12 protein-coding genes are annotated in these 13947 nt (G+C 72.5%); 6 read left to right on the top strand and 6 right to left on the bottom strand.

Translation table 11 applies throughout. From position 1 onward, the window contains the following. Positions 1 to 22 precede the first annotated feature (22 nt). From JNO44_RS39360 to JNO44_RS39350, 3 genes are read right to left on the bottom strand one after another with little or no spacing between them, the layout of a single operon-like run. Complete coding sequence (locus tag JNO44_RS39360; RefSeq protein ID WP_205368772.1) at positions 23 to 1570, bottom strand: FAD/NAD(P)-dependent oxidoreductase; 1548 nt, start codon at positions 1568 to 1570, stop codon at positions 23 to 25. After that, positions 1551 to 1865 (bottom strand): (2Fe-2S)-binding protein, encoded by a 315-nt coding sequence (locus tag JNO44_RS39355; protein ID WP_039630524.1) that lies wholly within the window; start codon positions 1863 to 1865, stop codon positions 1551 to 1553. Before JNO44_RS39355 ends, JNO44_RS39360 begins: the two co-directional genes overlap by 20 nt. Positions 1866 to 1900: 35 nt before the next feature. Continuing rightward, complete coding sequence (locus JNO44_RS39350; protein WP_205368771.1) at positions 1901 to 3055, bottom strand: NAD(P)/FAD-dependent oxidoreductase; 1155 nt, start codon at positions 3053 to 3055, stop codon at positions 1901 to 1903. 288 nt (positions 3056 to 3343) lie between these two features. Here JNO44_RS39350 and JNO44_RS39345 point away from each other — a divergent pair, with 288 nt between their 5' ends. The 5 genes from JNO44_RS39345 to JNO44_RS39325 are packed head-to-tail and all read left to right on the top strand — an operon-like array spanning position 3344 to position 9026. Next, complete coding sequence (locus JNO44_RS39345; RefSeq protein WP_205368770.1) at positions 3344 to 5086, top strand: ABC transporter substrate-binding protein; 1743 nt, start codon at positions 3344 to 3346, stop codon at positions 5084 to 5086. Positions 5087 to 5099: 13 nt separating this feature from the next. Further along, complete coding sequence (locus tag JNO44_RS39340) at positions 5100 to 6026, top strand: ABC transporter permease (RefSeq protein WP_205368769.1); 927 nt, start codon at positions 5100 to 5102, stop codon at positions 6024 to 6026. Then, positions 6023 to 7009: an ABC transporter permease gene (locus JNO44_RS39335; RefSeq protein WP_205368768.1), complete on the top strand. Its 987-nt coding sequence runs from the start codon at positions 6023 to 6025 to the stop codon at positions 7007 to 7009. Before JNO44_RS39340 ends, JNO44_RS39335 begins: the two co-directional genes overlap by 4 nt. After that, on the top strand, positions 7009 to 8013 hold the full coding sequence (locus tag JNO44_RS39330; RefSeq protein ID WP_205368767.1) for an ABC transporter ATP-binding protein: 1005 nt from the start codon (positions 7009 to 7011) through the stop codon (positions 8011 to 8013). The genes JNO44_RS39335 and JNO44_RS39330 overlap by 1 nt, the downstream gene beginning before the upstream one ends. Next, positions 8010 to 9026, top strand: a complete 1017-nt coding sequence (locus tag JNO44_RS39325) for an ABC transporter ATP-binding protein (RefSeq protein WP_205368766.1) — start codon at positions 8010 to 8012, stop codon at positions 9024 to 9026. The genes JNO44_RS39330 and JNO44_RS39325 overlap by 4 nt, the downstream gene beginning before the upstream one ends. A gap of 493 nt (positions 9027 to 9519) precedes the next feature. Here the strand turns inward: JNO44_RS39325 and JNO44_RS44175 are convergent, their stop codons facing one another. The 3 genes from JNO44_RS44175 to JNO44_RS39310 form a co-directional block, all read right to left on the bottom strand. Further along, positions 9520 to 10164, bottom strand: a complete 645-nt coding sequence (locus JNO44_RS44175; RefSeq protein WP_240167868.1) for a hypothetical protein — start codon at positions 10162 to 10164, stop codon at positions 9520 to 9522. Between the two features lie 83 nt (positions 10165 to 10247). Further along, positions 10248 to 11855, bottom strand: a complete 1608-nt coding sequence (locus tag JNO44_RS39315; RefSeq protein WP_205368765.1) for an NADH-quinone oxidoreductase subunit NuoF family protein — start codon at positions 11853 to 11855, stop codon at positions 10248 to 10250. Further along, positions 11852 to 12502, bottom strand: coding sequence for a hypothetical protein (locus JNO44_RS39310; RefSeq protein WP_205368764.1), 651 nt, complete (start codon positions 12500 to 12502; stop codon positions 11852 to 11854). The genes JNO44_RS39315 and JNO44_RS39310 overlap by 4 nt, the downstream gene beginning before the upstream one ends. Positions 12503 to 12864: 362 nt before the next feature. On the opposite strand from JNO44_RS39310, the gene JNO44_RS39305 reads away from it, so the two are divergent. Next, on the top strand, positions 12865 to 13920 hold the full coding sequence (locus JNO44_RS39305; protein ID WP_205368763.1) for a PucR family transcriptional regulator: 1056 nt from the start codon (positions 12865 to 12867) through the stop codon (positions 13918 to 13920). Positions 13921 to 13947: the final 27 nt, after the last annotated feature.

Raw genomic sequence — 13947 nt, 5'->3', positions numbered from 1 at the left:
TCGGGAAAGGCTTGGCCCGGGGTCAGCCGTCGCCGGGGGAGGCGTCGGGCCCCGATGCGGTCGTGGTGCGGCCCCCGGGTTCGTCGGCAGGGCCCCCTGGTTCGGTGGCGAGCGGTGCGGCGGGGCCATCGAGCGCGGCGAGCGCCGAGAGCGGGACGGGAGTGGCGAACGGGCGGCGTTCGGCGGGAGGTTCGGCGGTGTGGCCACGGGTCGCGAGGCAGGCCACCGCCGAACCGCACATCCGGCCCTGGCACCATCCCATACCGGCTCGGGTGAGCAGCTTGACGCTGCGTGCGTCCCGCGCCCCGAGGTCCTCGATCGCCTCCCGGATCCGCCCGGCGGTGACCTCCTCGCAGCGGCACACGTCGGTGTCGTCGGTGAGCCAGCGCGGCCACCCGCGGCCAGGTGCGTGGACGGCGGCCATCGCGTCGGCGAACGCGCGCATCCGGTCCCGGCGGCGCCTGAGCTCCCGGACCCGACCGCCATGGGCGGGACGTCCGAGGACGCGTGCGGCTACCGTCACCGCCGCCAGTTCCCCTTCCAGCCGGGCCAGTTGGGCCCCGCCCACCCCTCCGGTCTCACCCGCCGCCCACAGGCCGCGCACCGAAGTCTCCTGGAGGCCGTCCAGGGCCAGGGCCCGGGTGCCGTCGGACAGCGGGCGGGTGGCGCAGCCGAGCGCCGTGGCCAGCTCGATCTGGGGGACGAGGCCATGTCCGACGGCCAGCGCGTCGCAGGCGATCCGGCGCCCCGTCCCCCGTACGGGGCGCCAGTCGCGATCGAGACGCGTGACGGTGACGGCCTCCACCCGATCCGTGCCGTGCACCTCGGTGACCGCGCTGCGCACCCGCACCCGCACCCGGTGCCGCAGCAGTGCCGCGCCGTGGATCAGCGCCTCGGCGGCCTTGTGCGGGTTGGTGGCCAGCGCCCGGGGATACCGGGCGTAGCGCAGATAGCCGGACGCCTCGACGACGGCCGGCACTCTCGCGCCGGCGGCGGCCAGCGAGGAGGCCACCGCGAGCAGCAGTGGGCCGCTGCCCGCCACGACGACGTGCCGCCCTGGCAGCACCAGGCCCGACTTGAGCATGGCCTGGGCTCCGCCGGCCCCCACGACACCGGGCAACATCCAACCGGGGAAGGGGAGTTGCCGTTCGTAGGCGCCGGTCGCCAGCAGTACCGCACGGGCCCGTACGCGCACGGGGCGCTCACCGCTGCCGTCGGCGCCGGTGACGGCGTGTACCGCCCACAGCCCGTCACCGGCCCCACCACCCACACCCTCCTCGTCGCCTTTCGTCACGCTCCACACGTGATGGCCGGGAAGGTGCCGGACGTCGCTTCGGGCCAGCCGTCGGCGCAGGTCGGTGTAGGCGGACCAGTCGTGGTGCAGGGCCTCGGGCCGGACGGCTCCAAGGGTGGGAGCCGGGGCGCGGTAGAACTGTCCGCCCGTCTGCGCGGAGGTGTCCAACAGGGCTACGGACAGCCCGAGTTCACTGCCTGCGACCGCTCCGGCGAGACCGGCGGAGCCGGCACCGATCACCGCGAGGTCGTACGGTTCAGACGCCGAGAGCGGCACGGCCGTGTCCTTCCTGAGTGGTGATGGCGTCCCCCGGCCGGGCCGGAACCAGGCAGGCCCGCCGGTTGGGCTCTCCGTTGATGGTGGCGAGGCAGTCGTAGCACTGGCCGATGCCGCAGAACGCGCCCCGCGGGCGTCCGCCGACTCGTGTGGTGCGCCAGGCCAGGATCCCGGCTCCCCACAGTGCGGCGGCGACGGACTGGCCGGGCAGGGCGGTGACGGGGCGTCCGTCGAAGGTGATCCGGAAGGGCGGACCGGGCTGAGCGCCGACCAGTTCGGCAGGGGTACGGGCCACGGCTCCTCCTCTCATGACTGTGGGACAGGCGGTCTTCAGGCGGCTGGAGAGAAGCGCTCCGGCCTGAAGGGGGCGATGTCGAGTGGCGGTTCGCCACCGGTCAGCGACCGGGCGATGGCCAGTCCGGTGGCGGGGGCCAGCCCGATCCCCGCGCCCTCGTGGCCGCAGGCGTGCAGCAGGCCGGGGACGCGCGGATCGGGGCCGATGGCGGGCAGGTGGTCCGGCAGGTACGGACGGAAGCCGATGTACGTGCGCATCGCCCGGATCCCGGCCAGGACCGGGAACAGGGCGGTGGCCTGGGCCGCCAGGCGTCGCAGTGCCTCGGGCGAGAGCGTGCGGTCGTAGCCGACCCGTTCCCGGCTGGCGCCGATCAGGACCGGCCCCGCCGGGGTGCCCTCCACCACCGCCGAGGTCTGCAGCGCCGCGGAGCCACTGGCCACGTCGGCGACGTAGTCGGCCGCGTACACCTTGCGGCGCACGACGCGTGGTAGCGGCTCGGTGACCAGGACGAAGCCCCGGCGGGGCCGGACGGGAAGCGCGACGTGCGCCAGGCGGGCGATCTCTCCGCCCCAGGTCCCGGCGGCGTTCACCACGTACGGGGCGTGGAGTTCCCCGACCGCCGTCCGCACTCCCCGGATCTCGCCGCTCGCCCCGGTGAGCAGGCCCGTGACCTCCTCGCCCAGGCGCAGCCGGACCCGGTCGCCACCCGCGCGCAGCAGATGTGCGGCGGCGAGCGCCGGCATGACCTGCGCGTCCTGGGGGTAGTGGAAGCCACCCGCCAGTCCGGCGGCGAGATGGGGTTCCAGCTCTCGCAGGCGGTCGGCCGGGACTTCCTGGGCCGTGACACCCGCCCGGCGCTGCCCGGACGCGAAGTCGCGCAGCGCGGCCATCCCTGCCTCGTCGGAAGCGACGACCAGTCCGCCTTTGGGTTCGTACTCGATGTCCGGCGGGAGTTCTTCGGACAGCTTCCGCCACAGCTCGGCGGATACCTTGGACAGTTCGAGTTCGGGGCCCGGCTCCTTGTCGGACACCAGGAGGTTGCCCTCGCCGGCCCCCGTCGTACCGCCCGCCACGGAGCCACGGTCCAGTACGGCGACGCGGAGGCCGGACCGGGCGGCGTAGTAGGCGCAGGCCGCACCGACCACGCCCGCCCCGACGACGATGACGTCTGCGGAGTTCCTTGTCAGCACGTCAGTAATATTTCACATTGCACTTCCCGGTGCCAAGGGTCCGCGGTCAATTGCCCCCGAACGGCGGCGAGTTCGCGCTCCGTCGGGTTGGCGGGTCGTGGCGCGCCATGCGGATGCCGGACGGCGGGCTGGTCCTGGCGGCTCTGCGGTCGCCCGCGGCGGCAGCCCCTCGGGCATGTCCGGGCCGAAGAAGTCGCCGACACCTTGTCAGTGCAATTTCACATTACTATGTTACCGGTCACACTCCAGCCAGCTCTGGCTGTCCGATCGCTTCCGGAGTGACCACCCATGAACAAGCGCACTTCCACCGCCCTGTCCACCGCACTGACGGCGACCCTCCTCCTCGCCGCGACCGGCTGCTCCGGCGGACGGCAGGCGGCTGACGCCCACGGAAAAGACCTCGCAACGGCCAACAACGGCCGGGTAGTCGGCGGGACACCGCAGAAGGGCGGGACCCTCACCATCCTGTCCGACCAGGACTTCACCCACCTCGACCCGGCCCGCAACTGGGTGGTCAGTGGGATGGATTTCGGGACCAGGCTGCTCTACCGCACCCTGGTGTCGTACCAGGCGGCCCCCGGAGCCGCCGGCGGTGAGCTGGTCCCCGACCTCGCGACCGACCTCGGCACGCCCTCAGAAGGTGCCAGGACGTGGACCTTCCACCTCAAAGCCGGGGTCAGGTACGAGGACGGGACGCCGGTCACCGCCCAGGACATCAAGTACAACGTGGAGCGGTCCTTCTCCCCGGACCTGCCCGGCGGCGCCGACTACGCGGCCCGTTATCTCAAGGACGCCGAGGGGTATCAGGGCCCGGCCGACGGCAAGCACCTGGACTCCATCAGGACGCCGGACGACAGGACCATCGTCTTCGAACTGCGCAGGCCCTTCGCCGAGTTCCCCAACGCGACGGTGATGCCCACTTTCGCCCCGGTGCCGAAGGCAAAGGACACCGGGCCCCAGTACGACAACCGGCCGTTCTCCTCGGGCCCGTACAAGATCGAGACGTACCAGCGCAACAAGAAGCTGGTCCTGGTCCGCAACCCCCACTGGGACCCCAGGACGGACGCGATACGCAAGGCGTACCCGGACAAGCTGGTCATGGTCATGGGGCTCAGAGCCAACCAGATCGACGACCGGATGGTCGCCAGCCAGGGCGCGGACGCCTCCACCGTGCCGTGGTTCGCGCTCCGACCGGAGAGCGCGGGCAAGGTCCTGCCCAGAGCCGATGTGCGCAAGCGGCTGCTGGCCGAGTCGATGAACTGCACCGACATGGTGCAGATGCACACCGGGCGGGCCCCTTTCAACGAGGTGAAGGTCCGTCAGGCCGTGCAGTACGCCCTCGACAAGGAGGCCGTGGTCACCGCCTCCGGCGGTCCCGCATTCAACGACGCGTCCACCGCGTACATGCCCGCCGCGCTCTTCGGCGGCAAACAGCCCGACATCCTGAGGATCCCCACCACCGGGGACGCGGACAAGGCCAGGCAGTTGCTGAAAGAGGCCGGCAAGCCGAACGGTTTCACCACCACGATGACGGTCTCCAACGGTGACAAGGGGCGGGCCGAGGCGATCCAACAGGCGCTCGCCAAGGCCGGCATCAAGGTCACCATAGAGACGGTCGACCCGTCCGCGTTCTACGCCACCATCGGCGACACCACCCACCGCAGCGACATGGTCTACACCGGCTGGTGCCCCGACTACCCGTCCGGCTCCACCTTCCTGCCCTTCGTCTTCGACGGCCGCTACATCAAGGACAAGGGCAACTCGGGCAACCACTCCCTCTTCCGTGACGCTCCGACCATGAGGCGGATGGACGAGATCGCCGCCATGACCGACGCCGGGAAGGCGACCGCGGCCTGGCGGAGGCTGGACGGCGAGATCCTCGCCAAGGCCCCCGCGGTACCCGTCCTGGTACGGCGCTGGCCGCTGGTGGTGGGGACCAACGTCGCGGGCGCATACGGGCAGACCTCCTTCGGGGGCCAGCTCGACTACGCCTCGGTCGGCCTCAAGGACCCCGCCAAGAGCGAAGGCTGAAGGAGACCCCGGCATGGCCCTCACCTCCACCGTCGCCCCGGCGGGCAGCGGCCCCTGGCAGCGCGCCCGGCAGCAGCTGGGCCGACGCGCCTCCGTGAAGATCTCCCTCGTCGTGATCGCACTCTTCGCGATCATGGCGGTGGCCGCCCCGCTGCTGAGCACGCTGGGCGGCTGGTCGCCCGAGGAGTTCGACAAGACCGCGGTCGACCCCTACCTGGGCGGGCAGCCCATCGGCCCGCTCGGCGGAATCTCCGCCGACCACTGGCTCGGGGTCGAACCCGTCACCGGCCGCGACCTGTTCGCCCGGGTCGTGCACGGCGCCCAGGTTTCCCTGCTCATCGCCTTCGCCGCCACCGCGATCGTCGTCGTCGCCGGCACGGCGGCCGGTATCGCGGCCGGCTACTTCGGCGGCCGCACCGACGCGGTGCTCTCCCGGCTGATGGACCTCACCATGTCCTTCCCGTCCCTCATCTTCATGATCGCGATGATGTCGGTGGCCCGGGACGTCAACCGGATCGTGCTGATGACCGCCGTGATCGGGCTCTTCGGCTGGCCCGGCATCGCCCGTGTGGTACGCGGCCAGACGCTCTCGCTCAAGCACCGCGAGTACGTCGACGCCGCCCGCGTCGGCGGCTCCGGCCCCTGGCGGATCCTCACCCGCGATGTCCTCCCGGGCGTCGCCGGACCGGTCATCGCCTACACCACCCTGATCATCCCGGGGATGATCGCCACCGAGGCGGCTCTGAGCTATCTGGGCGTCGGAGTCCGCCCGCCCACTCCCTCCTGGGGCCAGATGATCGCCGAGAGTGTCGCCTTCTACGACACCGATCCCACGTACTTCGTCATCCCCAGCACCTGCCTCTTCCTCACCGTGCTCGCGTTCACGCTGCTCGGCGACGCGCTGCGGGACGTCCTGGACCCGAGGGGAAGCCGCACATGATCTACTACGCCGGGCGCCGGCTGCTCAGTGTGATCGGCGTCCTGATCGCCGTCGCCGCCATCACCTTCGTCATCTTCTACGTCCTGCCGTCCGACCCGGCGGCAGCGGCCTGTGGCAAGTCGTGCAGCACCGAACGACTGGCGGCGATCCGTGCGCACATGGGTCTCGACCAGCCGCTGTGGCGGCAGTTCACCGACTTCGTCACCGGCATCTTCACCGGCCGCACCATGGGCAGCGGCCAGTACACGCTGCACTGCCACGTCCCGTGCCTGGGCTACTCCTACGAGAACAACCAGGACGTCTGGGACCTCATGATGGACCGTCTGCCGGTCTCCGCCTCACTGGCCTTCGGCGCCGCCGTGATCTGGCTCGTCCTCGGGCTGTCCGCGGGGGTCGTCGCGGCCCTGCGCAAGGACACCCTCACCGATCGCGCTCTCATGGTCGGTTCCGTGGCCGCCGCCTCGCTGCCGGTCTACTTCACCTCGATGATGCTGATCTACGGGGTGATCCGGATCGCCGGCCTGCTGCCCTACCCGAGTTATGTGCCCTTCGGCGACGACCCGCTGCACTGGGCGTCGAACCTGCTACTGCCCTGGCTGGCCCTGGCCATCCTGTACGCGGCGATGTACGCGCGGCAGAGCCGCAGTTCGATGATCGAGACGATGGCGGAACCCTACATCCGCACCGCTCGCGCCAAGGGCCTGCCGTACCGGACCGTCGTGGTCAAACACGGCCTACGAGCCGGCATGACCCCCATCCTGACCCTCTTCGGCATGGACCTGGGCGGGCTCCTCGCCGGCGCGGTGATCACCGAGTCCCTCTTCGGGCTCCCCGGTATCGGACGGCTCTTCTACGGTGCGCTCTCCAGCGGCGACCAGCCGGTGATCCTCGGAGTGACGTTGCTGGCGGCCACCTTCATCGTCATCGCCAACCTGGTCGTCGACCTGCTGTATGCCGTCGTGGACCCCCGAGTGAGGTACTGATGAACGCCCCCGACACCCTCCTGCGCGTACAGGACCTGACGGTCACCTTCGCCACCCCGCGCGGTCCGGTACGGGCCGTGGACGGCCTCGGCTTCGCGGTACGGCGGGGAGAGACCCTCGGCATCGTCGGCGAGTCCGGCTCCGGCAAGTCCGTCACCTCCCTGGCCGTGATGGGACTGCACACCGGCGCCTCGGTCAGCGGCTCCGTCATGCTGGACGGCCGGGAACTGACCGGTCTGGCGGAGCGCGAGCTGAACCGGCTGCGCGGCCGGAAGATGGCGATGATCTTCCAGGACCCGCTGTCCAGCCTCCACCCGTACTACACCGTGGGCGAGCAGATAGCCGAGCACCACCGCGTGCACTACGGCAGCGGCCGGCGAGCCGCCCGTGCGCGTGCCGTGGAAGCCCTCGCCGAGGTCGGCATTCCCGAGCCGCGGCGCCGGGCGCGCGACCACCCGCATCAGTTCTCCGGCGGCATGCGCCAGCGCGTGATGATCGCCATGGCGCTGGCCTGCGAACCCGACCTGCTCATCGCGGACGAACCGACCACCGCCCTGGACGTCACCGTCCAGGCACAGATCCTGGAGCTCATCGCCCGGATCCAGGAGGAGCGGCAACTGGCCGTCATCATGATCACGCACGACCTCGGTGTGGTCGCCCGTGTCGCCCACGAGGTCCTGGTGATGTACGGGGGCAGGGCCGTCGAACGGGCCGACGTGGACACCCTCTTCGCCGCACCGGCCCACCCCTACACCCGCGCTCTGCTCGACTCCCTGCCCCGCCTCGACGACGACGGCGACGAACCCCTGCGGGCCATCACCGGCAGCCCGCCCTCCCTGCTCACCCCTGCCCCCGGCTGCGCGTTCGCGCCCCGCTGCTCCCAACTCGCCGGCGCGGCAGCCGAGAAGTGGGCTCGCTGCGAGAGCGAGCGCCCCCTCCTCGACGGCCCGGCCGGACATCCGGCCGCCTGCCACTTCCCCACGTACGAAGGCGTGATCTCATGACGTCCGCTGAACCTCTGCTCTCCGTACGGGACTTGCGCATGACCTTCCCCGGGCGACGGCGGGCCGCCGCCCCGGTCCGGGCCGTCGACGGCGTCACCTTCGATGTGGCCGCGGGCGAGACACTGGGACTGGTCGGAGAATCCGGGTGCGGCAAGTCCACCACCGGCCGCCTGATCGTCCGCCTCCTGGAGCCCACCGCCGGATCGGTCACGTACGACGGCCGGGACATCAGCCACCTGTCACAGCGTGCGCTGAAGCCGCTCCGCAAGGACCTGCAGATGGTCTTCCAGGACCCCCACTCCTCCCTCAACCCGCGCCAGACGGTGGCCCGGATCATCGCCGACCCGCTGCTGGTGCAGGGCACTCCGGCGGCCCAGGCACGTACGCGCGCCGCCGAGCTGATGGAGCTGGTGGGGCTCACCCCCGAACACCTCGACCGCTATCCGCACGAGTTCTCCGGCGGTCAGGCGCAGCGCATCGGCATCGCCCGCGCCCTGGCCACCGGCCCCCGCCTGGTCGTCGCCGACGAACCCGTCTCCGCCCTCGACGTCTCCGTCCAGGCCCAGGTCGTCAACCTGATGGAGCGGTTGCAGCACGAACTCGGCCTGGCCTACCTCTTCATCGCCCACGATCTGTCGGTCGTCAAGCGGGTGTGCGACCGGGTCGCCGTGATGTACCTCGGCCGGATCGTCGAGACCGGTCCGAAGGAGCAGGTGTACGCGGCCCCGGCGCACCCCTACACGCGTGCGCTGCTGTCCGCCGTCCCGGTGCCCGACCCGGCCGTCGAGCGAGCGCGCGAACGGGTCTCCCTGCTCGGGGAGCCCTCCCAGAGCTCTCGGCCTCCCGCGCGCAGGGGAGACCCTGGCAGCCCGGCCGTCCGCCCGCCGGGCTGTGCCCTCCGTCCGCGCTGCCCCAAGGCCCAGGGGATCTGCCGCACGGACACTCCCGTGCTGCGCGCGGTGGAGCCGGGCGCCGCACGGCAGGTGGCATGCCACTTCCCGGAAGCGGCCTGAAGGGCCCGAACGTGGTGGTGCCCGGCTCCACGGACAGTGGAGCCGGGCACCACCACCCTTGTCCCACTACGTCTTCGTGACCCGTACGGTCTCTCCGTCTCTCCGTACCCGTCGGCGCTCAGCACCTCGACGGCAACGCCGGCCGCGGAGTCGGTGAACGTCTCGCCGGCCCGGTACGGGGCGTCGTCCAGCCTGGAGGAGGACTGGGCGGTTCCCTGGCCCGACGGCGACCGGACCCGCGAATACTGGGAATCAGCCTGCTCGCGGAGGGAGCGCGTGCCCTCCGCCCCGTACGAGGCGGAGCCGGGTCACCGACGGCTATCTGTCCACGTGCGCCGAAAGCCCCGTGTACGCGCGCTGGCGGGCACAGAACCCACAGGCCGCCGCACCGGCAGGCCAGTCGCCTTCAGCGCAGTCGTAGGGGGAGCCGCCCGTCCGAGGCATGGTCGCAGAGGCTTGCCGCGGGAGGGGGTGCCGGCACCGGGCGGTCCGGTCAGCTCGCCGGTGACGGGGTGGCGACCGGGCTCTCCGTACCGCTCGCGGTCTTCGTGACCTTCTTGCCGTCCCGCGAGACCGCGAACCACAGACCCATCCTGCCCTGGCCGTTGACGTCGCCGGGCTGTTCGTCCCCGGTGAACCAGTAGACCGGCCAGCAGTCGACGGCCAGCTGGCGGGTGCCATCGGGGCGGGTGACAGTGGAGACGAGCCGTGCGGCGACACCGTTGAGCCGGGCGCGGTCGGCGGGCTCGGCGGGTTTCCAGGTGTCCAGGCAGGGGCCGGTGCAGCCGAACTTCATCGGCCAGGCGCTGTCCTTGTTGAAGCGGTAGAGGGTACGGCCCATGCGGTCGACGAGGATCTTGCCGAGGCGGGGGTGCGCGAAGACTCCCACGTCGCCGGGTTGTCGGGTGCCCGCCTGCGTGGTGTCCGGGGCGCCGTAGCCGCCGCCCTTCGTGCTGCCGTAGCCGGTGCCGTAGTCGGGGGTGCCCTGGCCGGCGGGCTGCACGGGGTCGGTACCGGCGGCGGCGTGCCCGCTGCCGCAGCCGGTGGTGAGGGCGAGCGCGGCCGTGAGGGCGGCGACGGCGAGGACGGCGTGGCGCCGGGTGGAGCGTGCGGCGGACGTCGCTATGGGCACGGGCATGGGGTTCCTCCTTGGGTGGTGGGGGCGGGGCGGTTCGACGGGCCTGCCGAACGCCCGGGTGCTGATCTCAGGGGAGCGTGCGGTCAAGTCCCTTGCGGGGACGGTCGGTCGCTGCGCTGGATTCGTAGCGCCAGGGCCGGGCAGCGGCGTACTGCCAGCTGGGCGCGGCGCCGCATGCGGGCCGGCAGCGGTCGGCCGGCCGTCTCGGGGTAGCCGTCCGGGCCGAGCCGGATCATGGCCGGTACCACCTCGGCGCACAGGCCGTGGCCGCGGCACAGCGTCCAGTCGACCAGCAGCCGTTCGGCCGGTGGTGGCGGTGGTGGCGGTGAAGAGGGCGGCGGTGGGTACCAGGGCGGGGCGGGGAGCGGCGGCCGGTACCCGGTGACCGGGAGTGCACCGGTCACCGGGCGGCCGCACCCGAACCCGTGCGCATGGCGGGCGAACTCCTCGGGGAAGGCGGCGAGGGCCGACGCCACGAAGCGCGCGGTACCGTCCGGGTGGCCGCAGGCGCCGCGGCCGCGCACTGTCCGCAGCCGGGCGTGCACGGCGTCCAGGGCGGTATCGCCGCCGCCCCGTACGGCGCGGTCGAGCTGATCGGCGAGCGCGGGCAGCCCCAGGACGCAGGGCCCGCACTGCCCGGTGGACTCGGCGGCCAGCCAGCGCGCGACCCGGACGATTTCGCCCGCCGGACAGGTGCCGTGCGGCAGTGGCAGCACCGCGCCGGCACCCGGCGTCGCGCCGTGGGCGGCCAGCGCGTCCCTGGAGAGGGTTGCGGACCGCGCGTCGGCGGGGGAGAGCCAGGTTCCGTGGTAGCCGCCGAGGAGGACGCCCTGCCCGGCGTCCGCTCCGCAGTGCGCGAGGAGGTGGGCCAGCGGCGTCCCGTAGGGGGCCTCCACGACCTGGCGGCCGGCGACGGTCAGTAGCAGGGTGCCGGGCTCGCCGGGCAGGCCGGCGGTGCGGTAGCCGAGGGCGCCCAGCCGTGCGGCCAGGGCGAGTTGGGCGTAGGTTTCGGCGTTGGACAAGAGGGTGGGCAGCCCGTTCAGGCCGCGTTCGCTGGAGCGGATCCGGCGGCCGGAGGGAAGTCCGGGGCCGCCGGACAGGCCGCTGGTGAGCGCGGTGCCCTCACCGGTGACGAACCGCTCGGGCAGCCGGATGACCCGTAACGGCGCGCCGGCCGGGCCGCGTTCGGCGATCGCCCGGCGGACCGCGTCCGCCACGTCCGGGCGGGTCACTCCGACCGTGGCCTGCCGGGCGCCGAGCGCGTCGGCGCACAGCTGCGCGCCGTCCAGCACCAGATGCGGTACGTGCAGCAGCAACGCGGTGTCCTTGAGGCAACTGGGCTCGCCCTCGGAGCCGTTGACGACCACCGCCGCCCGGCCGTCGGAGCGGCGGATGCCGTCCAGGACGGCGGTCAGCTTCCGGGCGAACGGGAAGCCGGCGCCGCCCCGGCCGCGCAGCGCGGTGTCCTCGGCCAGCGCCACCAGCTCCTGAGCGGACAGCCGGGGCAGTGTGCCGTGCAGCGTCAGATGCGCGACACGGTCGAGCCGGGGCACTTCGTCGAGTCCGGCGAGGAGCCGCGGGGGCCCGAGGGAGGTCACGGTGGGGACCGGGCCGGGGCCAGGAACCTCGCCGGAGGTCCGGGTGGCGTCCCGGGCGGCCCGCAGGGGGTGGGTGGCGGCCGGGAGCGTCATCGGGGCTCACCGCCCGGGATACGGAGCGGGCCGCGCAGCCGCAGGGCGAGCCGTACGGCCACCCCGGCGAGCGCGATGCCGTATCCCGCCACTGCCCAGCCGGCCGCGGCCCGGCCGGACCTGAGGCCGTGGAGCAGGGCCAGCGCCCAGGCGGCGTAGGCGACCGTGTGCAGTGCCCACCACCATCGCGCGGTGGTACGGCCGGCGAAGGCCCCGCGTACCGCGCCGCTCACGGCGACCGTGAGGAACCCGTACGCGGCGAGCGTGCCGCATCCGATGAGCACGGGCCGTGCACCGTCGGTGAACGGCACCGCGGCGGCCGTCGCCGTGGTGTGCCCTTCGACGGCCTTCACCCAGATGTGCAGGCCGAGGAAGCCCAGGCCCGCGACGCCGGTGGCGCGGTGCACGGCCTGGGCGAGCAGCCGGTGCGAGGTGTGCAGCACCAGCCGGTCGGTGGCGGCCAGCCCCCACAGCACCGTGGCGGAGAGCGCGACCAGCGCCAGCACCCCGGCGTCGTGGTCCAGGAAGCGCACCGTGTCGTCCATCGCGCCGGAGCGCAGGGTGACGGCGAGGAACAGCAGCAGTGCGGCCGGAAGTGCCGGGCGCAGTAAGGCGTTTCGGGTGGCGGGTGGGGGCGGGGCGGGCATCGGACCTCCCGGGGACGGGACACAATCGGTTGGCATACGCAAATTTCCGGTGATGCATCCCGGCGGTGTTGGTCATTCCTGGGGGTCCGGGCCCATTGTCTGGACCGCTATTCGTGTGACCCCCGGTAACACTCAACATTCCGTAACCGGCCGGATACTCGCGGCCGTATTCCGGATGACCAAAAGCATCTCCGAACGCCCGCCGGATTTCCCGATGTTTAGCGCGCTGTGACAAATTCCTGCACCGGCGTCGCGGACCCCGGGGACGGTTCCGGATGATGCCGACCCAGGCGCACGAAGGGGCGTCAAGTCCCCGCCCCAGCCCCATCCCAGCCCCCGTCCCCGCCAGGATCGAGGTAGCGATGTGTGATCTCCTGAATCGCCTCTGGGCGCATCCCCGGGTCGAGTGGAGCCGGGTCGTCAGAAAGGAACTCCCGGACCTTGTGGAGAAGGTGGTCGCGGAGTTGCAGCGCGGATTTCCCGCATTGTCCGCACTGCTCGGTGAGACGCCCGTGGAAGAGGCCCAATGGGCACTGGAACAAGCCCTGCTGACCTGCCTCGGGTACCAGAAATCATCGCAAAGCAAACGCCCGGCAGTACCGTCCGTCGTCACCCCGATGCCGGTCGCCCGGGCCCGCCAGGACCTCTTCGACGCCCTTGCCGGACGGTGCGAGGCGCCGGAGAGCGGCCTCGGTGAACTCGCCCGCGCGGCCGGCTGGCCGGTCCCCGAAGCCCTCCGAGCCGTCGTCCTCGCCACCCCCGCCGAGGCCCCCCAGCTGGCCGCCGCCCTCGGGCACGCCCTCATCGGCGGCATCGACGGCTACACCGCCCTCTATGTACCCGACCCGGCCACCCAGACCAGGCCCCGCCTGGAAGCCGCCCTCAAGGGCCGGATCGCCGCCGTGGGCCACGCCGTTCCCGCCGCTGACGCCGCGTCCTCGCTCCGCTGGGCCCGCTATCTGCTCTCCCTCGACCCCGGCACGGGCGGTCCCGAGGTCCGCCCCGCCTTCGTCGACGACAACCTCTCCGCGCTGCTGCTCCTCCAGGACGAGACGCTGGCCGTCGCCCTGACCGCCCGCCGGCTGAGCCCGCTGGCCGAGCTGACGCCACGTCAGAGCGAACGCCTGGAAGTCACCCTGCTGGCCTGGCTGGAAGGCGGCGGCGCCCCCGAGGCCGCCAGGCTCCTCCACGTCCATCCGCAGACCGTCCGCTACCGGCTGCGCCAGATCGAGAAGCTCTTCGGCCCGGCACTGCGCGACCCCCGTGCCCGCTTCGAACTGGAAATGGCCCTCCGCAGCCGCCGTCTGATGGCCCATGTCCGCAACCGGCGCGCCAGCGCCGGACGCCGGGCCCGCGCCGTGCCCGCCGGCCTCCGACCCCCGGGCACGGCCGGGGAAGCACGGGTCAACGGCCTGTGATCGACGGCCCGGACAGGCGGGTGGCCG

Source organism: Streptomyces noursei, from assembly GCF_016917755.1.
Lineage (GTDB): Bacteria > Actinomycetota > Actinomycetes > Streptomycetales > Streptomycetaceae > Streptomyces > Streptomyces yunnanensis.
The sequence above is the reverse complement of the archived record's forward strand: the minus strand, read 5'-3'. Positions and strand labels throughout refer to the sequence as shown.